The sequence below is a fragment of the Telluria sp. PB2R4 genome (assembly GCF_059685695.1).
Window position 1 is genome coordinate 1 of the sequence record NZ_JCASIC010000009.1, and the last position, 23,584, is coordinate 23,584.

At 66.9% G+C, this 23,584-nt stretch carries 20 protein-coding genes; 1 reads left to right on the forward strand and 19 read right to left on the reverse strand.

Annotated elements, in window-relative coordinates:
• From AC56LU_RS15500 to AC56LU_RS15540, 9 genes are all read right to left on the reverse strand, one after another.
• On the reverse strand, positions 1–1,821 hold a 1,821-nt coding region (locus tag AC56LU_RS15500), incomplete at its 3' end, for a secretin GspD/PilQ domain-containing protein (RefSeq protein ID WP_497176508.1).
• On the reverse strand, positions 1,821–2,366 hold the full coding sequence (locus AC56LU_RS15505; protein ID WP_497176509.1) for a hypothetical protein: 546 nt from the start codon (positions 2,364–2,366) through the stop codon (positions 1,821–1,823). The genes AC56LU_RS15500 and AC56LU_RS15505, both read right to left, overlap by 1 nt.
• Positions 2,363–2,938, reverse strand: coding sequence for a hypothetical protein (locus AC56LU_RS15510; protein ID WP_497176510.1), 576 nt, complete (start codon positions 2,936–2,938; stop codon positions 2,363–2,365). Before AC56LU_RS15510 ends, AC56LU_RS15505 begins: the two co-directional genes overlap by 4 nt.
• Positions 2,935–3,483, reverse strand: coding sequence for a PilN domain-containing protein (locus AC56LU_RS15515; RefSeq protein ID WP_497176511.1), 549 nt, complete (start codon positions 3,481–3,483; stop codon positions 2,935–2,937). Before AC56LU_RS15515 ends, AC56LU_RS15510 begins: the two co-directional genes overlap by 4 nt.
• The gene (locus AC56LU_RS15520) at positions 3,480–4,310 is read right to left on the reverse strand and encodes a hypothetical protein (protein WP_497176512.1); all 831 of its coding nucleotides are present in this window, start codon (positions 4,308–4,310) and stop codon (positions 3,480–3,482) included. Before AC56LU_RS15520 ends, AC56LU_RS15515 begins: the two co-directional genes overlap by 4 nt.
• Complete coding sequence (locus AC56LU_RS15525; RefSeq protein ID WP_497176513.1) at positions 4,303–5,997, reverse strand: GspE/PulE family protein; 1,695 nt, start codon at positions 5,995–5,997, stop codon at positions 4,303–4,305. The genes AC56LU_RS15520 and AC56LU_RS15525 overlap by 8 nt, the downstream gene beginning before the upstream one ends.
• Positions 5,994–7,190, reverse strand: a complete 1,197-nt coding sequence (locus AC56LU_RS15530; RefSeq protein ID WP_497176514.1) for a type II secretion system F family protein — start codon at positions 7,188–7,190, stop codon at positions 5,994–5,996. Before AC56LU_RS15530 ends, AC56LU_RS15525 begins: the two co-directional genes overlap by 4 nt.
• Before the next feature lie 72 nt (positions 7,191–7,262).
• Positions 7,263–7,727, reverse strand: coding sequence for a type II secretion system major pseudopilin GspG (gene gspG / locus AC56LU_RS15535; protein WP_497176515.1), 465 nt, complete (start codon positions 7,725–7,727; stop codon positions 7,263–7,265).
• Positions 7,728–7,917: 190 nt separating this feature from the next.
• Positions 7,918–8,355, reverse strand: coding sequence for a hypothetical protein (locus AC56LU_RS15540; protein ID WP_497176516.1), 438 nt, complete (start codon positions 8,353–8,355; stop codon positions 7,918–7,920).
• 320 nt (positions 8,356–8,675) lie between these two features.
• Here AC56LU_RS15540 and AC56LU_RS15545 point away from each other — a divergent pair, with 320 nt between their 5' ends.
• Positions 8,676–9,017: a hypothetical protein gene (locus AC56LU_RS15545; protein WP_497176517.1), complete on the forward strand. Its 342-nt coding sequence runs from the start codon at positions 8,676–8,678 to the stop codon at positions 9,015–9,017.
• A 114-nt stretch (positions 9,018–9,131) separates the two neighbouring features.
• Here the strand turns inward: AC56LU_RS15545 and AC56LU_RS15550 are convergent, their stop codons facing one another.
• From AC56LU_RS15550 to AC56LU_RS15595, 10 genes are all read right to left on the reverse strand, one after another.
• On the reverse strand, positions 9,132–12,119 hold the full coding sequence (locus tag AC56LU_RS15550; protein ID WP_497176518.1) for an ExeM/NucH family extracellular endonuclease: 2,988 nt from the start codon (positions 12,117–12,119) through the stop codon (positions 9,132–9,134).
• Between the two features lie 217 nt (positions 12,120–12,336).
• Positions 12,337–13,398, reverse strand: coding sequence for a TIGR03790 family protein (locus AC56LU_RS15555; RefSeq protein ID WP_497176519.1), 1,062 nt, complete (start codon positions 13,396–13,398; stop codon positions 12,337–12,339).
• A gap of 92 nt (positions 13,399–13,490) precedes the next feature.
• Positions 13,491–14,222 (reverse strand): PEP_CTERM-anchored TLD domain-containing protein, encoded by a 732-nt coding sequence (locus tag AC56LU_RS15560; RefSeq protein WP_497176520.1) that lies wholly within the window; start codon positions 14,220–14,222, stop codon positions 13,491–13,493.
• Positions 14,223–14,352: 130 nt separating this feature from the next.
• On the reverse strand, positions 14,353–15,771 hold the full coding sequence (locus AC56LU_RS15565; RefSeq protein ID WP_497176521.1) for a mannose-1-phosphate guanylyltransferase/mannose-6-phosphate isomerase: 1,419 nt from the start codon (positions 15,769–15,771) through the stop codon (positions 14,353–14,355).
• Entirely contained in the window at positions 15,768–16,958 is a 1,191-nt protein-coding gene (locus AC56LU_RS15570; protein ID WP_497176522.1) for a nucleotidyltransferase family protein, read from the reverse strand. The genes AC56LU_RS15565 and AC56LU_RS15570 overlap by 4 nt, the downstream gene beginning before the upstream one ends.
• Before the next feature lie 21 nt (positions 16,959–16,979).
• The gene (gene galE, locus AC56LU_RS15575; RefSeq protein ID WP_497176523.1) at positions 16,980–17,978 is read right to left on the reverse strand and encodes a UDP-glucose 4-epimerase GalE; all 999 of its coding nucleotides are present in this window, start codon (positions 17,976–17,978) and stop codon (positions 16,980–16,982) included.
• 173 nt (positions 17,979–18,151) lie between these two features.
• Positions 18,152–18,910, reverse strand: coding sequence for a WecB/TagA/CpsF family glycosyltransferase (locus AC56LU_RS15580; protein WP_497176524.1), 759 nt, complete (start codon positions 18,908–18,910; stop codon positions 18,152–18,154).
• 80 nt (positions 18,911–18,990) lie between these two features.
• Positions 18,991–20,937: a heparinase II/III family protein gene (locus tag AC56LU_RS15585; RefSeq protein WP_497176525.1), complete on the reverse strand. Its 1,947-nt coding sequence runs from the start codon at positions 20,935–20,937 to the stop codon at positions 18,991–18,993.
• A gap of 75 nt (positions 20,938–21,012) precedes the next feature.
• Positions 21,013–22,065 (reverse strand): glycosyltransferase, encoded by a 1,053-nt coding sequence (locus AC56LU_RS15590; protein WP_497176526.1) that lies wholly within the window; start codon positions 22,063–22,065, stop codon positions 21,013–21,015.
• A gap of 174 nt (positions 22,066–22,239) precedes the next feature.
• Positions 22,240–23,463, reverse strand: a complete 1,224-nt coding sequence (locus tag AC56LU_RS15595) for a glycosyltransferase (RefSeq protein WP_497176527.1) — start codon at positions 23,461–23,463, stop codon at positions 22,240–22,242.
• Between the last annotated feature and the right edge of the window lie 121 nt (positions 23,464–23,584).

A 23,584-nucleotide genomic window follows, 5' to 3' on the forward strand; every position in this document is an offset into this window, starting at 1 on the left:
GGCGGCCGCCGCATTGACGGCGGCCGGCAACTGCACCGGCGCGCGCGCCGTGCTGTCCGGACGGCGGCGGAAGCTGGCCTCGGTGCCCGCGCCGAATTCGGAAGCGGCAGCGGCCGGGCGCTGCACCGTGCGCACCAGGCGCGGGGTGATCGACAGCACGATCTCGGTACGGTCATTGGTGTCGCGCGTGCTGCCGAACAGGCGCCCGATGATCGGCAGGTCGCCGATGCCCGGCACCTTGCTGCCGCTGGAGCGGTCTTCGTTGCTGATCAGGCCCGCCAGCACCTGGTTCTCGCCGTCCTTCAGCTGCAGGAAGGTGGTCGCCGAGCGGGTGCCGATGCGGTAGGCCACGGTGCCGGAGTTGGTCGTCACCGATTCTCCCAGCGTGCTGACCTCGAGCGAGATGCGGATGCCGACCTCGTTGTTCAGGTAGATGGTCGGTTCGACATTCAGGGTCAGGCCGACGTCGACGTAGTTCACCGATTCGGAGGCGAAGCCGCCCACGCCCGAGGAGATCGTGGTCGAGATATTCGGGATCTTGTCGCCGATGACGACCTTGGCCTTTTCCTTGTTGCGCACGCGGATGCGCGGGTTGGCCAGGGTATTCGAATCGCCGTCGGTCTTGTTGGCGCTGACGGTCGCGGTCAGCTCGCTGACGACGCCGACGTTGCCGCGATTCAGGCCGCGCAGCTGGTCGATGCTGACCGGTTCGCCGCCCAGGTTGGCCAGCGGCGCGAAGCTCACCGAGCCCGGCCAGGCGATGCCGAGGTCGGTCATGCGGCTGCGCTTGATCTCCAGCACCTCGACTTCCAGCATGACTTCCGGCTCCGGCACGTCCTGCAGCGCCACCAGCTGGGTCGCCACGCGCACCGCTTCGGGGCTGTCGCGCAGGATCACCAGGTTGAGCTTTTCGTCGACCACCACGTCGCGCGACTTGAGGATGGTCTTGAAGGTATTGGCGATGTTCTTGGCGTCGGCATTGGCCAGGAAGAAGGTCTTGACCGTCATCTCCTGGTATTCCTTCAGCTTGGCCGCCACGTTCGGGTAGATCAGGATGGTATTGCCGTCCATGACCTGGCGCTCGAGCTGGTTGGTCATCAAGAGGTAGTACACCGCCGCCTCGACCGTGCTGTTCTTCAGGAAGATCGAGCTGCGCTGGTCGGCCTTGACGTCCTTGTCGAAGACAAAGTTCAGGCCGGAGTGGCGCGCGATGACTTCGAAGATCTGCTTCAGCGGGGCGTCGCGGAATTCGAGGCTGATCGGCTTGCGGAAGGATGCCGCCAGCGCCGCTTCGCCGGAAGGCAGCACGGCCGCCTTCTCGTCGACCTCCAGCATGAGCAGGCGCGCCGGTTCGTGCGCCGGCCGTTCGGTCAGGATCGCGCCGAGACGCTGGCGGGCGGTATCGAGTTCGCCCCGGTCGAAGGCGGCGCGCGCTTCCTGCAGCATGGCGGCGTGGCGGCGGTCGGCCTCGACCTGGCGCAGGCCGGCACGGGCCCGCTCGTTGGCCGGGTCGAAGGCCAGCACGCGGCGGTAGTCCTGCAACGCCGCCTCGGCTTGCCCGTCGGCGTAGGCTGCGTCGGCCTGGCCCAGCAGGCGGCTGGCCGCGCTGTCGCGTGCGCGCAGCCAGGCGGCGCGGTACTCGGCGTTGCCCGGGTCGGCGGCGACCGCCTCCTGGTATTTCAACAGCCCGGCCGCAACCTGGTCCTGCGCCACCAGCGCATTGCCCTCCTGGTAGGCGCGCTGGCCGGCGCAGCCGGCGACCAGGACGGCCGCCAGGGCAAGGGCCGGAACGTGTGTCCTTGACAGAACGAAGCGAAGCATCAGTCGAAAACTCCAATATTGAGCTGCTGGACCTGGTTCAGCGGCAGATAGGTCAGGGTCAGCACCGGGGGCTTGATCGCATCGACGCGGTACATGCCGTCGATGACCGTGTTCTCGCGCACCAGGTGGGTACGGTCGCCGCGTGCCAAGTAGATCTCCCAGACACCGTCCTGCAGCGACTTGCCGATATAGGTGAAGGGCAGCGGCGGCGCACTCGGCGGCGGCGCTGGCGGCGCCGGCGCCGGCGGGCGTGGCGGCGGGGTCCAGTCCTGGCGTGCGAACACGCCGCCGCCTTCACCCTGGCCCTGGTTGAAACGGTCCTCGCCATCGCCGATCAGTACGTCGCGCGACACCAGGCGCAGGATCGCGGGCGCCCCCTCCTTTTCCGTGGCCGCTGCCGGCAGCGGCGCAGGAGCAGGCGCTGCCGGGGCCTGGGCGCGTTCGACCGGCTCGGCCACCACGTCTTCCGGCGTATTGTCTCCAAAGACCACCAGGACGGCAGCCGCCACCAGGGCCACGCCCATGGCGATATGGCGCGGCTTCATCGCGGCGCTCCCGGCGTAGCGGCGAGATAGAGCGTCAGGCGCAGGCGCGCCTCGACGGTGTCGCTGCCGATCGCATCGCGCCGGAAACCGACGTCGTCGAGCGAAGCATGGGGCAAGGCGCGCAGTGCATCGAAGGCGAACTGCCAGATCGCGCCATAGCGGCCGCTGACCGGCAAGGTGATCTGGTAGGTGAGGAAGCGCCCGGCGCGGTCCTGGCTGCTGCGGTATTCGCCCTGGCGCAGCGCCAGGCCGTTCTTCGCGGCCAGCGCGAACAGGGTCTTGAGCTGGCGCTCCACCTTGCTGCGCTCGCCCAGCGACGCATGGAAATGCGCCAGGTTCTGGTCGGCGCTCGGCGGCGGCGCGGGCGCCACGGTGGGCGCCGGGAGCGGCATCGCAGCCTGGCGGCGCGCGGCGTCGTATTCCGTTTCAAGATCGAGCAGCATCTTCAGGAGCACCGGGATCGCAACGACGGCGGTCAGCGCCAGCGCGGCGGCGCCGGCAAGCACCGGATTCAGGCGGCGCAGCGCAAGAACGACTCGCAGCCACAGCGAGGACAGATTCACGTCCTTCATTGCGCCCCCCACTGGGCACTGATCTGGAAGCGCAGGGGACGGTTCGGCTCCTGCTCCGCGATCTCGTGGCGCACCAGGGCGACCGACTGGAACCAGCCCTGCTCTTCCATCTTCGCGATGTAGGCCAGCATATCGTCGCTGTCGCGCGCCTCGGCGGTGATGCGCAGCGTGCGGCGCCTGGCATCCGGCTCCAGCGCCAGCAGGGCGACGTTGCCAGGGGTGGCCGCGCGCACCGCCTCGACCAGGTCGCGCCACGGCAGGTTGAGCTGCATGACGGCGTCATTGACGGCCTGGGCCTGCGCCTGGGGGATGGTGAATGCCGGCTGCGCCGCCACCAAGCGCGGGCGCATGGTGGTCGAACGCGCCGCGATGGCGGCCCGCAGCGCCTCCAGGCCCTCGCGCTCTTCCTGGTACTTGAGCAGCGCCGACAGCATGACGAAACACAGGCAGGCCGTGCAGAACAGCAGGCCGGCGAAGCGCGGCGGCATGCGGAATAGCGTGCGGCGCAGCGAACGCGGCGCGAAATCGATGTGGGTGCGCTTCATGCCGATACTCCGGTGCGCGCCAGGCGCACGTGCAGCGGCCAGTCGGCGCTGCCGTCTTCCAGCAGGGTGCAGGTGAATTTCAGGCGGCCCGCCGCGCTGGCCCAGCTGCCAGGCGCCGCCCCGCACAGCTGCAGGCGTTCGGGTCGCCCTACCCCGACCCGCAAGGCCTCGCGCGCGACGTGGGCTTCCAGCCAGTCGCGGTCCGCACCTCCGGGAATCACGGCGGTGCGCACCGCTACCAGCGCCGCGCCCTCGTAGGCGGCGACCGACAGCACGCCGCCGTGCACCAGTCCGAACCAGCTCCCGGGGCGGCGCTCGCGGCGCCAGGCATTCATCGCCGCCACGAACTGCGGCGCCACCTCGACCAAATGGAAGCGGTGTTCGCGCGCCAGGGTTTCCAGCAGCGCGAGCAGCGCCTCGGGCGCCGCGGCAGCCAGGAAAGGGCGCGCCGCATCCCAGTCGGCGCTGACGCGCCACTCGAGCAGCGGCGCGCCGAACAGGTGCTGGTGACGCAGGGCGCAAGCGGCCTGCAGGTCGCCCAGGCGCGCCGCGCCGGGCGGCGGCGGCACCTGCCACATGCGCACCAGCTCGTCCGCCAGCACCACGCTCATCGGCCACCCCTTCAGCCAGCCGCGCGGATCGGCCTCTTTCAGCAGCGCGCGCAGGGCGGCGGCCAGGGCGTCCGGCGCGCCCGCCTCGACCGCTTGCTGTGCCAGTACGTCGACGCCGGCGCGCGGCCAGCCGCTCACGCGCAGCAAGGCCAGGCCGTCGGCGGCGACCCCGAGGCGCAGGGACCGGTTGAATCGCAGGGTGCGGAAACTAAGCATGCAGGGTCACCCGCCTGATCTCGTCGATCGTGGTGGCGCCGCGCCTGACCAGGTCGAGCGCGGCCAGGCGCAGGCTGCGGGTGCCGTTGGCATGGGCCGCGGCCTTGATGCGGCGGATCGGCTGCTTGTCGACGATCAGTTCGCGGATCTCGTCGTTCAGGGTCAGGATCTCGGCGATCGAGCGGCGACCGCGGTAGCCGGTGCCGCGGCAATCGCCGCAGCCCTTGCCGCGCATGAAGACATAGTCCAGCGCCTCCTCGCGCGCCAGGTGCACCGAGGCGAGTTCAAGCGCGTCCGGCTCGTAGCGCACCGCGCAGTGCGGACAGTTCATGCGGATCAGGCGCTGGGCCCAGATGCCGTTCAGGGCCGAGACGAAGGCATACGGATCGATGCCCATGTGCGTGAAGCGCCCGAACACGTCGAACACGTTGTTGGCGTGGACGGTCGTCAGGACCAGGTGGCCGGTCAGCGCCGACTGCACCGCGATCTCGGCGGTTTCGCGGTCGCGGATCTCGCCGACCATGATCTTGTCCGGGTCGTGGCGCAGGATCGAGCGCAGGCCCTTGGCGAAGGTCAGGCCTTTCTTTTCATTGACCGGGATCTGCAGGATGCCCGGCAGCTGGTACTCGACCGGGTCTTCGATGGTGATGATCTTCTCGCGGCCGTTGTGGATCTCGGTGAGCGCCGCGTACAGCGTGGTGGTCTTGCCGGAACCGGTCGGCCCGGTCACCAGCAGCATGCCATACGCTTCCTGGGCCAGCGTGCGCAGCGTGGCCAGCGAAGGCGCGTCGAAGCCCAGCGCTTCCAACGTGAGCGCGCCGTAGGATTCGATCATGGCGCGCTTGTCGAGGATGCGGATCACCGCGTCCTCGCCATGGATGCTGGGCATGATCGACACGCGCAGGTCAATGTCGCGCCCGCCCGACTCCACGCGGAAGCTGCCGTCCTGCGGGATGCGGCGTTCGGCGATATCGAGTTCGGCCAGCACCTTCAGGCGCGAGATGATGTGCTCTGCCAGCTCGATGCCGCCGACCGTGGTCGCATGGTCGAGCACCCCGTCCACCCGGTACTTCACCGCCAGGCCGCCCGCCGTGCTCTCGAGGTGGATGTCGGAGGCGCCGGCCTTCAGGGCATCGTAGAGCGTGGAATTGACCAGCTTGACGGCCGGGCTGCCGCTTTCCGATACCGAGGCAAAGGACAGCACCTGGTTGGTCTTGCCGTCGCGCCGGGCGTCTGCGCCCGCGCCCACCAGGCTGTCGACGGCGCGCGCGGATTCCTCCTGCTTGGACAGATAGGCCTGGATGTCGGACTGCAGCGCCAGGCACAGGTCGAGCGGGGACCTGGCGGTGGCGCGCGCCTGCGCGCCCAGCCAGGTCTGCAGGTCGAGGTCGAAGGGGTCGGACAGCACGCCCGTCAAGTGGCCGGACGCACTGCGCAGCAGCACGCAGTGGCGCGACATGGCCTGTGCCAGCGGCAGCAGATCGAAAGCGGGCGACTGCGCCAGCATGGCAGCGGTTTCCACCACCGGCAGCGCGAACGGCGCCGCCAGTTCGCGCACGATGTGGCGCGGCTCGAGCCCGGTCAGGCCTTCGAGTTCGGCCACCAGGCCGCGCCGCGACACGGCTGCCTGGGCACGGGCACGCGTCAGCAGCGCCGGATCGAGCAATTTTTCCTGCGGCGCGTTCACGACATATCTCCGGCAAGGTCGAAGATCGGCATGTACAGCAACACCACGATGGCGCCCACCACCAGGCCGATGGCGGCCATCAGCAGCGGCTCGAACGTGCGGGTGAAGCGGTCGATCCAGCGCGTGATTTCTCCGTCGTAGAAGGCGGCCGACTGGGTCAGCATCGGCCCCATGTCGCCGGTGCGCTCGCCGACCCGCAGCATGCGCAGCGAAATCGGGGTGGTCAGGCCGTTGGCCTCGAAGGCATTCGACAGCGGCTGCCCCGATTCGACGGCGGCGCGCGCATGCAGCAGGCCCTTGCGCACGGTGCCGGACACCATCGGCTGGACGGTCTCGATGGCGCCGACGATGGTGATGCCGCCCTCGGTCAGCATGCCCAGCGTCATGTACAGGCGCGACAGTTCATAGATGCGGGCGCGCTCGCCGATGCCGGGCAGGCGCACCAGCAGGCGGTTGATGCCGCCGCTGCGTGCCAGCCGCCGCACGCCGGCCAGCGCACCGGCAATGCCCAGCAGCGCAGCCACGCCGATGGCCGTGCCATGACTCGACGCAAACTGCCCCCAGTCGAGCAGCAGCTGCGACATCCAGGGCAGCGAGCGCCCCGCCCCCTGGTAAACCTCGGCGAACTTCGGCACCACATAGCCGATCAGGAAGGCGCTCACGCCGCCGCCCACCAGCAGCAGGATCACCGGATAGATGGAGGCGCTGACGATCTTGCCGCGCACGGCATCGATACGCTGCTGGTAGTCGATGTAGCGCGACAGCGCGCGCGGCAGGTCGCTGGTGCCTTCGGCGGCGCGCACGATGCCGACGTACAGCGGCGGGAACAGATCGGGCTGGGCAGCCAGCACGCTGGAGAAGCGCTTGCCCTCGCGCAGACCGCCCAGCAGGCGCTCGAGCACGCCGCGCGCGCCGGGATTGGCTTCCTTCTCGAGCAGCGCTTCCAGGCCTTCGACGATGCCCAGGCCCGCGTTGAGCAGGGCCAGCAGCTCCTGGCTGAACAGCACCAGGGAGAGCCTGGCGCCGCCCTTGCGGCCAACCCCGGCAAAGGGATTGGCGCGGGCCGGCTCGACGGCGCTGACGAACAGGCCGCGCGCCTCGACCTGGCGGCGCGCGTCGATCGCGTCGGCGGCATCGACGACCAGGTTCGAAATCGACATGTCGGGCGCAAGGGTACGAACGGCGAACTGCATGTAGGCGGGCCCGGCTGCTAGGGTGGCTGGTTGAAGGCTGGTGGTCAGGAACGGCGGCGCCGGCTGGCGCCTTCAGTTCGACGAAATGTCGGCATTGTCGGCGGTGCCGCCCGGCTGGCCATCCTTGCCGAGAGACAGGATCTCGTATTCGCCCCTGGCGCCCGGCGAACGGTACTGGTAAGGATGACCCCAGGGGTCCTGCGGCACCCCTTTCTTCAAATAGGGACCATTCCACTTGGCGCCGGCGCTCGGCGGCGCCGTCATCAGGGCGTTCAGGCCCTCCTCGGCGCTCGGGTAGCGGCCGACATCGAGGCGATAGGTGTCGAGCGACTTGTCGAAGGCGTCGATCTGCGCCCTGGCCACCGTCACTTCGGATTTGCCCAGCTGCGAGAAATACTTGGGGCCGACATAGGCTGCGAGCAGGCCGATGATCACGATGACGACCAGCAGCTCGAGCAGGGTGAAACCTGCCCCGGTGCCGCGGAAGGCGGGGATGGCGGGGCGTGAGCTGCTGCGCCGTTCCAGTACTGAATGCATCGACCGACTCCTAATTGCACATACGAAAAGCTTGGCGTTGAAGGCTACCACGGCGCTCGATGCCAAGACAACAGTTCTTTATTTTTTGCCATCGCCACTATCTCAGCAGCATCCTACGCGGCCCGGCCCGGCCATGCTTGCGCTGCCGCACAACGGATGCGGCCTCGGCAAAGCACCGTCCGGGCACGACTCAGCGGGCGACCGGCGCCGGCGAAGGCGACGAGCCGCCGAGCTGGCAGCTGCCGCTGACACAGACGGCGCCCGGATCGGGGATGTGGCGGCAGATCGACATCATGCCGCCGGCCTTGTTCGCGGCCTGGCGCTCGGCCTTGTACTGCTCGCCCAGCGCGCGCAGGGCTTTCTCGTCGGTACGCGACGTTGAATACGGCAGGTAGCTCTCGGGACCGCCGCAGGCGAGCGCGCCGACCGGCAGGGTCCGGCACTGGCCGGACTCGGTGCAGGACGCCTCCCCGGCCAGCGCGCGGATGCGGGCCAGGGTGTCGCCGCTGCCGCTGCCGCCGCCGCTGGCCGGGGCCGCGGCGCGCTGCGCATCCTGGCGGCCCGGATCCTGGGCTTGGGTAGTGCAGGCGGCGCATCCGAGCAGGAAGATAAGGAAGAGTTTTCGCATATGTCCATCTTCCCTGCTCGGCCAGATGTGGTCAAGCGAAACCCGGTATGCACGGCAGGGCTTGCCAAAGCCGAATTCTCCCAGCGCCGCAGCCTTGCTCGGCCACAAGCAAGTGTTGCCACACGACATCAATTGCTTTAGAGAATTTATTATTCCATTAAAAACACATTCAACAATTTACCTGAACATCGGCCAACATCACTCAATTCTGTTTCTAAACCTTAATCTTTGCTGTTCAATAACGAAAATAATTGAGCACCGGAAAACTTTACTCACTACAATAGGTTTCGTTACAGACGAGTTCGCTCAACAGACCGACCATGAACATCTCTTACCGTACTTTCGCCGCCATCGCCCTGACCACTCTCCTGACCGCTTGCGGCGCAGGCCAGCCGGAGACCCAGGCAGCCATGACGCTTGGCTCGGCAGTGCAGAGTGACCTGAGCGTCGCCTCCGCCACCTCGACCGTCGCGGCCGCTGCGCCGGTCGCCGCATCGACCGGCCCGGCCGTCGCTGCTGCAGCCGGCCCGCACAACCCTGCTCCCGACTGCGCAGCCGAAGGCTGCGCCAGCCTGCGCATTATCGACGGCAATGCCGAAGCCTACCGCATCGACGCCATGCGCCGCGCGGCAGCCGACGGCGACGGCCCGACCCAGTCCTGATCCCGGGTGGCGCCGCACCGGCTCCGCCAGATTCCCTCCTCCTAATAAAAACACCTGCCCGAAAGCAGGTGTTCATCTTGCGCCTGGCGCGGCCTCGGCCGCGCCAGCTTTCCCTCAGGGCTTCAGGTCGCCCGTGAACAGCTTCGGCGTGTAGTCGATCCCCTTCTTCTTCTCGCCGTAGGTGAAGCTGAACTCCACGGTCACCTTCTCGCCCGGGGCGATCGTGGTCTGCGGCAGGGTCAGGTAAGGCGATCCCTTGTGGCTGCCGTGCGCGCCGTCGAGCACCACGCCCGGCGTCAGGCCTGCCAGCACGAAGTGCAGCGGACCGGTCAGGGGAGCATTGCCCGTATTGGTGAACATGACCTTGCCGCTGTACTTCGAGGCGGCGTAGTTCACCGCAAGGCCGCTCTGGACAATGCGCACCGAGGCGGTCACATCCACGTAAGGCGGCGTCAGCGCCAGGCTGACCAGCACCGGATCGTGGTCCGACGCGCGGTAGGCGTTGTCGACGAACAGGTCTTGCGGCTTGCCGCCCAGGTTGTAGTCGATCACCTCGGGTTCATCGGCATTGTTGTGCCATTCGGCCGCGCCGGCCACCTGCTTGCTCAGCGATGCACTGGCGAGCGCATGGTCGAGGTAACCGCTTTCACCGTCGAACACATACGAGTACACCATGCCTTGCGGACGCACGAAGCGCTCGAGTTCGTTGACCAGGCCGGTATCGACCAGGGTCGCGATCGGGTCTTCGAAGCCGTAGGCGTTCATGTCGCCGATCACCAGCACGTCCGGATCGTTTGCGTTCGCCACGACCTGCGGGATGAACACGTTTGCCAGGCGCTGGGCCTGCTCGACGCGGGTGGCGTTCCAGCAGCCCTGGCCGTCGCCGCGGTCGCTGTCCGCGCCGCTGCCCGACGGGCAGCCCGCCTTGGCCTTGAGGTGGTTTACGATCACCGAGAACTTGGCGTCGTTGTTGGCGCGGAAGGTCTGGGCCATCGGCGGACGGTTGTTGACCTCGTCGCCATCCGACAGCGCGGCGCCGACCAGCGACACGTTCGCCGGCTTGTAGATCATCGCGACGCGGATCGCGTCGGTGCCGGTGGCCTCAGGCTTCGGTACCGCGGCATACACCTGCGCGCCGAGCGCGGCATTGAGCGCGCCAACCAGGTAGTTCACGGCGACGTCGTCGTTGTTCTGTATCTCCATCAGACCGACGACATCGGCGTCGAGCGCGATCAGCGACTTGACGATCTTGTCGCGCTGGCGCACGAACTCTTCCATGTTGTCGGCGCCGCGGCAGTTGCTGGCGCGGGTGGTCGAGCCGATCGTGCAACCCTGCCCGCTGGCGCCTTCGACATTGCGGCCGTTGGTGAAGGTGGTGAAGAAGTTCAGCACGTTGGCGCTGGCGACCTTGACGCCGGCGGGCAGTGCCGGCGCGCCGGTACGCGGATTGGTGCGCGAGAACTGCGGCGCCACGGTCGGCTGCAGCTTGAAGCCGGCGCCGCCGCCGCCCAGCGCGCCGAAATCGAGCACGCCTTCCAGGCCGGTGACGGTGTCGCCCGTGCGCACGGTCGCCTCAGGGCCGATGTACGGGATCACGGTCGGCGTAACGAACAGGCCATCGTCGAGCACGATGGCATTGGCGGCGTTCTCGGCGGCCAGCGCCAGCGCTTCCGGGGTGCCGGGGCGGTAGCGGTTGGTCGGGATTTCGCGGCGGCCGCTGGACAGGGTCAGCTCGCCCCGTGCGCCGACGTACTTGTTCTCGTTGACGGTCAGCGGATTGGTGAAACGCACCAGCATGCCCTCGACGGCCTCCAGGTCGACACCCGGCAGCGTGATGTTGGTCGCGCCGATGGCCTGGCCGGCGCCCAGCACGCGCGAGATGGTGTCGGTCAGTTCGGTGTAGGTGCTGGTCGCGCCCGACGGACGGTATTCGGCGACGGTGCCGGTGACCTGCACGCGTTCGCCCACCGCGCCCGTGGTCGGACCGAACACGAAGATGCCGTCCGAGGTGGTCGGATCGCCGTCGCCGGCCGGGTCCTGGATGAAGTAGCCGCTGCCGACCTTGGCGGTGATCACGCCTTCCGTGGTCTGGGCGGTGCCGGTGTGCGGGCTCGCGGCGCCCGGGCCCTGGATCGCCGGGATGGTGTGGGTGTCGGCCGCGCGTACGGTGACCGTGCAGCTCTCCGACTGGCTGCCGTCGTTGGTGAAGCTGATCGTCACCGGGTAGTTGCCCGGGGCGACCGAAGCATCGACGACCAGCTTGACCGCGGCAGCGGTGTTCACTGCGCTTGAACCAGCGAATTCTTCCAGGCGGATGCCGGCCACGGCGGCCGAGGTGATGGCGGCGCCGGTGACCCGGCTGTCCTTGTCGATGGCCGACAGGCTGCCGCTGGCCAGGTCGCCGTGCGCACGCAGCATGGTGGCCGGGCAGCTGGCGACGATCGGCTCGGCGTACGGGCCGGTCGGACCACAGGCCTTGAACGGGCTCGCGCTGGTGCGCGGTGCAACGGCGCCGACGGTGAAGTCGTCCGCGTTCACATCGGTGTCGTCGCAACCGTCGCTGTTGCGCGAGGCGGAAGTGGTGTTGGACAGCGGCTTGGTCGGTGCGGTCTCGAAACCGGCGCTGTTGCCGAAGCCGACCAGGTCGACCAAGGCGCTGCTGGCCGGGTTGGCGCCGCTCAGGGTGGCGTTGTTGTTGGCCAGGGCGACCTTGCCTGCTCCGCCCGCCATCGCCAACGTGCCCTCGTGATCCTTCGGCACGTCCTTGGTGCCGCCATTGCCCTGGGCCTGGCGGATCAGGTAGTACTGGCCGGCCTTGAGCGTGGTGCCGGCCGGGATCTCGGTCTTGGCCCAGGTGGTGCCGGCGGTGGAAGCGTACTGGACGGTCCAGCCGCCGATGGCGACGTCGGCGCCGCTGCGGTTGAAGATCTCGATGAAGTCCTGGCGGTACTCGGCCCCGGAGTTACCGCCGCCGCCGTACACCTGGCTGATGACGACGTTCGGCGACGGTGCGGCCAGCACGGGAATGGACAGGCTGGCCAGCAGCGCGGCCAGTACGGTCGGCCGTCCGGGACAGTGGATCGAAGCGAGAAACTTATTCATGGGATCCTATTCAAGGAGACGATAATGTTTATGAAACACTACTTAGCAAAACGCAATTTATCATCAGAAAAATGCATAGTAAATGTAATAATTTGCAGCTTGACGACACTGTTGTGTTCGCGCACTCCGACAATAGGAGTGTTCTGCTAGGAAAGCATTTCTTCGAACATTATTCGGCGAGAACGCGCCTCAGGCAGAGAGTTGCCCAGCGGCTACACTATCGTCCCCGATAAGGCGCGGCCAGCGGTTCGCCGATGAACAGGCCCTGGGCAGGCCAGGCGACGCTCTTCCAGTACGCTTCGATGGCGCTGTTGCCGCTCAGGTAATGGCGCAGCAGGACGGAAGGATTGGGGAATTTCTGCCAGTGGTTGCATGGTTCGCTCACGGTGCCGTAGCTCGCGGTGGCGCCCGCTTCCAGCCAACGCAGGCTGCTCATCTGGCTGGTGCCGAGCAGGTCGCCACCGAGCGAGGTCAGGTGATCGGCCAGGGCACCGGGGACGAAACCGATGGTATCGAGCTTGGGGACCTGCGCCATGCCGGTCTGGTAGACCAGCACGTCCTTCACCCCTTCCAGCGCGTCGGCCTGCATCACACGGGTGGCGAGGCGGCGGCCCGGAATGCGCCCCGGGCGCGGGAAGAAGCCGACGCGGGTATTGCGCGCCTTTTCCGAGGTGGCAAGGTAGTAGGCGGTGGCGGGCACCGTGCGAAAGCCCGCTGCAACGCCGCGGTCGATCACGTCTTTCGCGCCTTGCACGGACTCGGTCGGCAGCAGCATCGAGGGCCGCATTCCGTGGTCGGTGAAGGGACGTGCCGACTTGCTGTTGAAATAAGGACTGGGCTGGCCGGCGGCGCAGGTTTTGGCGCACTGGCTGCCGTCGAAGCCAAGGGTGTAGGCGCCGGTGATCGAATTGCAGTCCACGGCATAGGGCGCGGTCCAGACCATCAGCACGGCCTGGACTTGCGGACCGAGCTTACTGTCGATCTCTTCCTTCAACAGGCGGAACTGGGCCGGGCTGATCGAGCGCGGCAAGGAGTCGCCAACGCGCGGGATGCGGACATGGACGACGTTCGCAGCCGGGATGTCGCGCCGCTTGCGGTAATAGGCGCCGACGGCGACGCTATGGGGATCCTCGTCGTTGATGACGAGGGCCAGCTGCGCGGGTTTGAGCGCGGAGGCGCTGGCGGCGTGGGCGCGCGGCGCCTGGAAGGCGCCGGCACACAGCAGGAACAGGCAGCAGAGGAAGCAGGCACGCAGGTAAGCTTGCAGATTCGGTCGCATGGATCGGTCGCAGGTGAACGGAGGGCGGAGCAGAACTCCGCCGCCATCATGCCACAGCTTGCTGCTGGGTCAGCTCACGCCTGCCCGGCGCTTCAATGCCTTCGCAGGGAGGCCGGACGGGCGCGCCGGCGCCATGCGGTCCAGCCCAGCACACCGAGGCCGCCGATGAACATCGCCGTGCTGGCGGGTTCCGGCACCAGCGAGATCGAGTACACCTCGAGCGCGTCGACCCGGAACAGCTGGCCGCCGGTGCTGCCGTCGATGATGCTGGTGCCTTCGGACAGCCCGTCGCCATAGCTCACCTGCCAGGACATCGCGGCATCCAGGCGGTCGTTGACGAACAGGTCGGGGCCGGCGCCGAAGGTCGGGCCGTGATTGGGCTCGTTGAAGGTCTGGCGCAGGCCGCGGTTCGGCAGGATGTCGTCGGACTGGACCTGGCGCCACAACTTGGCATCGGTGAAATTGAAAATGAAGGCGGTGCGCTGCCAGTCTTGCGGCGTTTCGTGCCAGCCGTCGGTGGATGACCAGCTTTGCGGATTGTAGCCGCCGACGAGCCAGCTCTGGCCGAAATCGTTGGTCACCTGGAGCAGGGTGAAGTTCATGCCGGCGCCGTCGGCGGCTGCATGGAAATCGCGCGAATTGTGGCCCTGCTCGCGCGTATAGATGTTGCGCAGGTCGAGGGGCCCGGCGCCGAGCCAGCGTTCGAGCTGGCCGTACAGGGTCAGGTCCAGCAGCGGCGCACCGTTCTGGGCATGCGCGGCGGGCGCAGCCAGGCCAAGAGTCATGGTGATCGCCAGGCTTGACGCCGCAAGCATTGTTTTCATGGATGCCCCCTCGCTCGGTTCAGTTGCGGGCAATTGTATGCCCGCGTTCCGCAAGAGGTTCACACGGTTCCGCTGTGCAAGCGGGCTCAACGCTGCGGCTCGACCATATGGCCGAGCCGCAGGGCCGGCATCAGGCGCGCTGGTAGATGTCCTCGAAGCGGACGATGTCGTCCTCGCCGAGGTAGCTGCCCGACTGCACTTCGATGATGTGCAGCGGCAGCTTGCCCGGGTTTTCCAGGCGGTGGTTCATGCCGATCGGGATGTAGGTCGATTCGTTTTCCGACAGCAGGCTGACCTTGTCGCCGCAGGTCACGCGTGCGGTGCCCGACACCACGACCCAGTGCTCGGCGCGGTGATGGTGCATCTGCAGCGAGAGCTTCTCGCCCGGCTTGACCGTGATGCGCTTGACCTGGAAGCGGTCGCCGGCGTCGATGCCCTCGTAGTGGCCCCAAGGACGGTACACGCGCGTGTGGTGCAGGTGCTCGGTGCGCGCCTTGCTCTTGAGGTGGTCGACCACCTGCTTGACGCGCTGCACTTGATCTTTGTGGGTGACCAGCACCGCGTCCTCGGTTTCGACCACGACCAGGTTATCCACCCCGACCACGGCCACGATGCGCGATTCCGCGCGCACCAGCGAGTTGGTGACGCCGTCCAGGTAGACGTCGCCGCGTTGCGCATTGCCCTGGGCGTCTTTCGGCTGGACTTCCCACAGCGCCGACCAGGAGCCGACGTCGTTCCAGCCGATATCGGCCGGCACCACGGTGGCGTCGCGGGTCTTTTCCATCACCGCATAGTCGATCGAATCGGACGGGCTGTCCGAGAAGGCTTTTTCTTCCAGGCGGCAGAAGTCGAGGTCGCGGTAGCCGGTGCTCACTGCCTGTTCGGCAGCGAAGGCGATCGCCGGCGCATGCTCCTGCAGTTCCTTGAGGAAGCGCTCGGCGTGGAACATGAACATGCCGCTGTTCCAGTAGTAACCACCTTCGTCCAGGAAGCTTTGCGCGGTGGCGGCGTCCGGCTTTTCGACGAAGCGCGCCACCTGGTAGCAGTCGCCGCAACCGGCCACCTGTTCGCCGCGGCGGATGTAGCCGTAGCCGGTCTCCGGGGTCTTCGGCACGATGCCGAAGGTGGCCAGGGTGCCCTGGCCCACCAGGGTCACGGCGCGTTCGACCGCCTCGCGGAAGGCGGCGCCGTCTGCGATGACGTGGTCGGCCGGCAGCACCAGCATCAGGGCTTCCGGATCGATGGCTTTCAGGTAGTGCGCGGCTGCGGCCACCGCCGGGGCGGTGTTGCGGCCGACCGGCTCGAGCAGGATGCCGAGCGGGGTCATACCGATCTCGCGCAGCTGTTCGGCCACCATGAAGCGGTGATCGTTGCCGCACACGACCAGCGGCGCCATCACTCCCGGCCAGCCGGCCACCCGCAGTGCAGTTTCCTGCAGCATGGTCCTGTCCGCCACCAAGGGCAGCAGCTGCTTGGGCAGCACGGCGCGCGACAGCGGCCACAGGCGGGTACCGGCGCCGCCGGAGAGGATGACTGGGTAAATTTTCATGCGCTTACTTTCTCGGTTATTTTCTCTCTGATTTTCTGGACGGCGTTCAGGGCCTCGCCATCGATTTCCTTGCGCACCGAGCGGCGGCGATCGCGCGCGTTCAGCCATTCCTGCGAAGAATACTCGGAAGCGTGTTTCATCTCGCCCTTGCGGTCGACACTGTAATCTTTAAAAACGATCATTTCATGCAATGTTACATCATGCAACACCCGTGTGTATTCAAACAACACGCTGCGCACGATTTCCGCGCCTTCGCAGATGTGGCTGCCGTGGCCGATCCAGGTCGGGCCGACGATGCGGGCGCCCGCTTCGATCTTGACGTTGGAACCGATGTAGACCGGGCCTTCAATGGTGGTGCCTTCCCAGTCGATGCTGGTGTTCAGGCCGGTCCAGACGCCTGGCTCGATCTGGATGCCCGGCACGTCCATGTGGTTGACCTCGCCGGTCAGCACGGTCTGCAGCACTTCCCAGTAGTCGCTCATGGTGCCGATGTCGAGCCAGTTGAACGGGCGGCCCTGGGCATAGAACGGCAGGCCGCGCTCGGCCAGCAGCGGGAACAGCTGCGAGCCGATGTCGAACGACACGTTTGGCGGGATCAGGTCGATGACTTCCGGCTCGAAAATGTAGATGCCGGTCGAGATGAAGTTGGATTTCGCTTCCGCCTCGGAAGGCTTTTCCTGGAACTCGGTGATGCGGCCCTTGGCGTCGGTAACCACCACGCCATAGGACGAAACCTTGTCCCACGGGACTTCCTTGGTGATGACGGTGGCCATGGCGCCCTTGCGGCGGTGCTCGAGCAGCGCGGCCTTGAGGTCGAGGTCGATCAGGGCGTCGCCGCACAGCACGATGGTGGTGTCGTCGAAGAAGCCGCCGAACTCCTGGATTTTCTTCATGCCGCCGGCCGAACCGATCGGTTCGGGCACGATCTCACCCTCGTTGTTGATGTAGCCCTCGAACGAGTAGCCGATCTGGACGCCGAACTGCTCGCCTTCACCGAAGTATTCCTCGATTTTCTCATGCAGCCAGCTGACGTTGACCATGATTTCGGTCACGCCATGCTTTTTCAGGTGTTCGACAAGATAGGCCATTACGGGTTTGCCCAGCAGCGGAATCATGGGTTTCGGCAGGTCGTAGGTCAGCGGGCGCACACGCGTGCCCTTGCCTGCAGCTAGGATCATGGCTTTCATCAGACCGTCCTTTACAGTAAATTATTTGGCAGTGGTTTGATAGCGCCACACGTCGGCGCACATTTGAGCGACATCACGCTCGGCAGTCCAACCCAGTTCGTCGCGCGCCTTGGCCGGATCGGCGTAGCACTGGGCCACGTCGCCGGGGCGGCGATCGACGATCTGGTATGCAATCTTGCGGCCGCAGGCTGCCTCGAAGGCGCGGACCATTTCCAGCACGCTGTTGCCGCGGCCCGTGCCGAGGTTATAGGTAACGAGGCCTGGCTCCCTGGCCAGGCGATCCAGGGTTTTCACGTGGCCGATCGACAGGTCGACCACGTGGATGTAGTCGCGCAGGCCGGTGCCGTCCGGGGTCGGGTAGTCGCCGCCGAACACCGACAGCTTGTCGCGCTGGCCATTGGCGACCTGGGCGATGTAGGGCACGAGGTTGTTCGGGATGCCGTTCGGCTCTTCGCCGATCAGGCCGCTCTCATGGGCGCCGACCGGGTTGAAGTAGCGCAGCAGCGCGATGCGCCAGTCCGGCTCGGCCTTGGCCAGGTCGCGCAGGATGTCTTCGATCATCAGCTTGCTGCGGCCGTAGGGATTGGTGGCCTGCAAGGGGAAATCTTCGCGGATCGGCACCGAGGCCGGGTCGCCGTACACGGTGGCCGAGGACGAGAACACCAGGGATTTGACGCCGAACTTGGCCATCGTCTCGAACAGGATGACGCTGCCGTTGACGTTGTTGTCGTAGTAGCGCAGCGGCTGCGCCACCGATTCGCCCACCGCCTTCAGGCCGGCGAAATGGATCACGGCGTCGACCTGGTGCGCGCCGAAGATGCGCTCGAGGGCCGCGCGGTCGCGGATGTCGGCTTGTTCGAAGACGAAGGTCTTGTCCGTGATGCGCTGCACGCGGTCCTGCACCGAGGCGACCGCGTTGGACAGGTTGTCCACCACGACTACTTCATGGCCCGCGTTCTGCAGCTCGACGACGGTATGCGAGCCGATATAGCCCATGCCGCCAGTAACCAGGATCTTCATTGTGACTCTCTCTGTGATATGTGGAATGTATTATTAATGCAACAAGCAATGGTGTAGCATATCACCGCTACGCCGGTAACCACGCACGCTATCCGCGCCCGCGCCAGGGGCGAACGGGCATGGAAAGCGTGCGGTCTCCACATGTGTATTCTTATGGGGCGCTTGTAGCGCCCTCAGCCCTGCCCGGCCTGCCTGCCCTTCAGCGCCTCCTTGAACAACAGCCCGATAAAGGCCATGTCTTCAATGAAATAGCGCCGGAACATGCGGCGTGGCTCTTGCAGGAAACGGTAAAACCATTCGAGTCCCGAGCGCTGCATCCACAGCGGGGCCCGTTTGACCCTGCCGATCGCGACATCGAAGGTGCCGCCGACACCCATCGCGAAGGGGATCCGCATATGGGCCTGGTATTTGCCGAGGAACTGTTCTTTCTTGGGCGAGCTGATCGCCACGAACAGCAGGTCGGCCCGGCTCGCGCGGATCTGCTCGGCCACAGCCCGCTCCTCCTCCTCGCCTTTCCAGTAACCGTTGCGGTAGCCGGCCAAGCTGAGCGCCGGGTACTTGCGGGTATAGGTCTCGGCCACCTTGCTGACGACTTCTTCGCGCGCGCCGAGCAGGAACACGCGCCAGCCCTTCTCGCCGGCGCGCCGCATCAGCGCTTCGAACAGGTCGACCCCGGCGACGCGTTCCTTGAGCGGCTTGCCGAGCAGGCGCGAGGCCCACACCACCGGCATGCCGTCGACGTTGACCAGGGCGCAGTCGTTGATGATCTGCCGCAGTTCCGGGTCGCGGCTGGCCTTGACCAGCTTGTCCACGTTGACCACCACGTGCTGGTGGGGCAAGCCGGTCTGGATGAAGCCCTCGACCTTTCCCAGCGTTTCTTCCATCGTCAGGTTATCGACCTGGCAGCCCATCAGGGTGATCCGTTCGTTCATGCGTCTTCCTTTGCGCCGGGGTTGTGGACACCAGCAACGCGATCTGTCAGCATTGGAACTTTCCTATCGATAACATTTTGTCAATGCAGGAACGTTATTGTAAACCTGCATTCGACAGGGACGGCGGACGATACCGTCGTGATACGAAGCACCTCGCAGGGGCGCTTGGCTTCATAGGTGCGCGAGCACCAGCCCAGCGGCGGGTTCTCGGCGCCGCGTACCAGTTCGAGCTGCAGATCGGCGCCGCTGGCCTGCATCTGCAGCACGAAACGCTTGCCGCGCACCGACAAGCCATGGCTGGTCAGGCGTACGTCGAGCTCCGGCGCGAAGTGCCAGAACAGCTCGACCTTGTGCTGCTTGCGCGCCGACACTTCGTCGCGCACGACCAGGGTGTTGCTGGCGCCGTCGAAGCGCACGCTGCGCATGTGGCGCACCGGGTCGGACAGGCGGGTGTAGCCGTCGTGCGAGCCGCGGAAGTCGAAGTCGTTGGGACTGCTGGGCATGCGTTCGATGCGCGCCAGCGCCTTGCGCAGCCACATGAAGCGTCCGCCACTGACGGATTGATCGAGTCCGTCGATGCGCACGGTGTTGTGGGCCGAGGTGCCGCGGAAATAGTCGCGCCACTTCTGCTCCTGCCAGTAGGAGTAGGTGCCGGGATCGATCAGGCATTCCTCGCCCGCCACCGACAGGCACAGGGCGAGCGCGTCGGCATGGCCGTGGGCGGCGATGCCGAGGTAACCGAGCGGACCGCAGTCGAGCATGCCCTTGATTTCCTGGTGCTCGCCGAAATGGTTGCCGAACAGGAGGTAGCCGCCGTCCGGGAAGGCCCATCCGGTATCGACCTCGTGCGGATCGCAGTCCGGGCGCGAGCCGGGCAGCGCGTGCAGCAGCCAGCGCACGCCGGGATGGGTGTCGTCGAATTTGCCCGCAGCCGCACCGAACACTGTGTCGCCCAGCGCCAGCAGCTGGGCGGCGCGGTCCATGCCCGAGGCATCGAGGCGGAACACGCAGCCGTCATCGGCGTCGCCCACCGCCGGCACATTGCCGCCAACGTCGCGCACCGAGCGCAGGAAGCGCATGGCGCGCTGCAGCGAGGCCCAGTAGGGGCGCGGGAAGGGCTGGCCGCAGGCCTGGCCCACCAGGCCGGCGACGAACAGGAATTCACTCGAGAAGATGTGGTAGGCGAAGGCCTGTTCGCGGTTGACGCCGTCGCGCGAGAATTGCAGCACCGCTTCGTGCTCGAGTTCGCGGCGCGCCTGTTGCAGCCAGTCGCTCGACTCTTTCCAGCACGGCCAGGTGCTGGCGCCCACGTACAGGCCGGCCAGTTCGCCGATCAGGTGGTTGTTGGCCGAGGAATGGCGCGACAGGTGGCGCGCGATGGTGCGGCAATGCGCATGGATGCTGCCCAGCCAGTCGGCGCGCAGCTTCTGGCCGGATTCGCCGGCGAACAGCTCGCTCTTCTCACCGCCCACCAGCTGCCACACCAGGCTCCAGTTGATCAGGCGGATGCCCAGCTCCAGCGAGCTGGTCCAGTTGGGACCGGTCAGCGGCGGGCACTGCGCGAGCCAGCTGCGCAACTGCTGTTCGAGCGCGTGCAGCCAGCGCACTTCGCGGCTCAGCACCCAGGCCTGGGCCAGGCGCACCAGATGCAGGTGGCGGTTCAGCTCCCACACGTGCTTGATGTCGCCGACCAGCTCGCGGTTGGTGATGGCGATGTCGCCGGCATAGACGGACGGTCCGGTGACGCCGGTTTCGGGGTCGCGGTTCCAGGCGGCGGGCACGCCGACGTCGAAGCGGCGTTCGGCGAACAGCACGACATGACCGGCGCAGATGCGGTCGGCATCGAGCAGGAGCGCTTCGATTTCAGCGGCGTCGAGCGCGGGGGCGCCGTGCACGGCCAGCGTGCGGGCGCGCGGCAGCGGTGTGGGCGCGGTGCGGCCGGCCATGCGCCGGGCCATCCGGGTGGCGGCCGCCTGACGGACACGGTAACCCACCTCGGCGACCGACATGCAGCGCAGCCGATTCACCAGCCAACCTATCCTTACTGTTGCGTTCATCTCTCTTCCCCGCTGTGGTGGTCGCGATGTTGTTACAGCCTGCGGTCAGCGATGTGATTCGCGCAGTTGCCGCAGTTGCTGGTACACCGCTGATATTTGTCCGATCACGACGCCGGACTCGAATTCCTGTTCGATGGTGGCGCGCGCCCGCCCGCCCAGTCGCCGGCGCTCGTCCTCGTCGTCGAGCAGCTTGCCGAGCGCTCCCGCCAAGGCTTCCACGTTGCCGGGCTCGACCATCAGGCCGTTGTCGCCGTCGCGCAGCGCATCCGGGATGCCGCCGACGCCGGTGCTGACCACGGCCTTGCCGGCGGCCATCGCTTCCAGCAGCGCCATCGGCAAGCCTTCCGCATGCGAGGGCAGGCAGAAGATGGCGGCGCGCGCCAGTTCTTCGCCCTTGCGCCCGGCGGTGACCCAGCCCAGCTCCTCCAGCCGGTCGGCCACGCCCAGTTGTTCGGCGCGGCGCATTACCCCCGCCAGCTCGCCCTGCCCGCCGATCGCCAGGCGGGCCTGCGGGAAGCGCGAGGACAAGAGGGCCAGCGCTTCCACTAATTCATAGATACCCTTGCGCGGCTCGACCTGGCCGAGGAACAGGATGCGGCCGGGTTCGGCCCGCTCCGGGCCGAGCTGCGGCAAAGGCACCGAGTTCGGGATCACCACCACCCGGGCGCGCGGCGCGAACCCGTTCAGGTAAGCGGCCCAGCGGGTGGACAGCGCGATGACCGTGGAGCTCGATTCCAGCGTGTGGCGGATCCAGCGCCGCATGACCGGGCTCGAGCGTTCGATAAAACTGTCGAAACAGGCGCCGTGCAGGTGGAACACGGTCTTGCAGCCACTGGCACGGGCCAGGGCCAGCAGCACCGACTTGCGCACGAAACTGCCGTTCGAGGCCGCGTGCGCATGCACGATCTCCGGACGGCGCGCCAGGCAGGCCAGGGTGCGCAGCAGGCCCTTGAGGGCGGCGCCGACCTTGGCGATGCGGCTGCCCTCGGCATGCGTCGGCACATAGCAGACGCCTTCGCGCTCGAACAAGCCGTTTTGCTGCAGCAGCGAGACCACGGTGGCGACACCGCCGCGTCCGCCAGGCTCGGTTCCCAGCATGAGCACACGCGGTGACACATGGGCCGCCGCTGGCGCTGCTGGAGCCGATGCCCGGTTCATGCCATTCGCCCTTCTCCAAAATGTTTGCAAAATAGAAATTTTTTTGGATGGTACATCGATATTTACTTTGGGAAGCGCACGCTACGATGCACGACGGACACGAAACTTGTCGTTTCAACTCCGTCGCGGCAGGATTTGTGTGTACGTTTCTGCAACTATTCGACCCAGAATAGCATAGGTACGGTGGCTGCTTACGTACGCTGGGCCACGTTTCGCGAACTCGGCGCCCAGCGCCTTGTCCTGCAGCAGGCGCCGCACGGCTTGCGCGAACGGCGCCGCCTCCATCGGTGCGCACAGCCCTGCCTTGCTCTCGTCGATGACCAGCTGCTGGTCCGGGATGTCGTTGGCGACGCTGGGAATGCCCAGCGCCAGGTACTCGACCAGCTTGGTCGGCGAAGACACGTCGAACAGGGTGCCGCGCGGGATCGGCGACAGGCCGACCTCGGCCCGCACCGCGTAGCCGAGCGCCGTGTGCTGGGGCAGCCAGCCGGTCAGCAGCACATGTTCTTGTAGCCCGCGGCGCGCGATCTCGGCGCGCATCCAGGCCATTTCGTCGTTCGAGGCGGCGTCGCCGGCGATCACCAGCAGCAGGTCGGGAGTGTCTTTCTTGAGTTCTTCGGCCACATCGAGCAGGAAGTCCGAGCGGCGCGCCTGGGCGATGCGCCCCAGGTAGAGAATGACGCGGCGGCCGTCCAGGCGCGGGTCGTCGACGGGCGCTACCCTATTGCGGTCGAACAGCGCGGCGTCGACGCCCATCGGCACTGCGGTCATGCGCGACCGCTCGAAGCCCTGCGCCGCCAGCCAGGCGGCCATGGCTTCGCTCTGCACGAAGATGTGGCGCGCGCCCGGCAGTACCAGGCGGTAGATGACGAAGCGCGAGGCGGCGGCCCTGACGGCATGCGCCAGCCACTTCAGGTCTTTCTTGCGGCTGCCGATCTCGTCGCGCCGCACCTCGAAGCCCTCCACGATCGGGAACGACATCCAGTAGATGAAGGGAACCCGCAGCACCCAGGCGGCCAGGCGCCCCAGCAGGCCGGAGGCGATCTTGTCGCGCACCTGGATGCAGTCCGGGCGCCTGCCGCGCCGCACCCGCAACAGGCCACGCAGGTCCCAGACCGGCGACATGATCGCGGCGAAACGCGACTTCAGGCTGCCGACCGCATGCATGCCGCCTGCCGGCCACGGCGCCCCGGCCGCTGCGTCGCTGCCGGACTGCCCCACCAGGTCGGTGTGCACCCCGTAGCGCGGCATCTCGGCGCCGAACAGGGTCAGCACATCGGCCCGCATGGGCGGCAGGGGGTCGCGGACGATGAAGGCAATGGACAGGGGTTTGCGCATGCGGTGGGTATCGATGGGTCGGACCAGCCGATTCTAGCGCGGCAACACGGGCGCACGTTTCGGGAATCCGTGCATGTGTGCGCTGGAACACATCCGGCACACGCCGCCGCGATTCACCCGG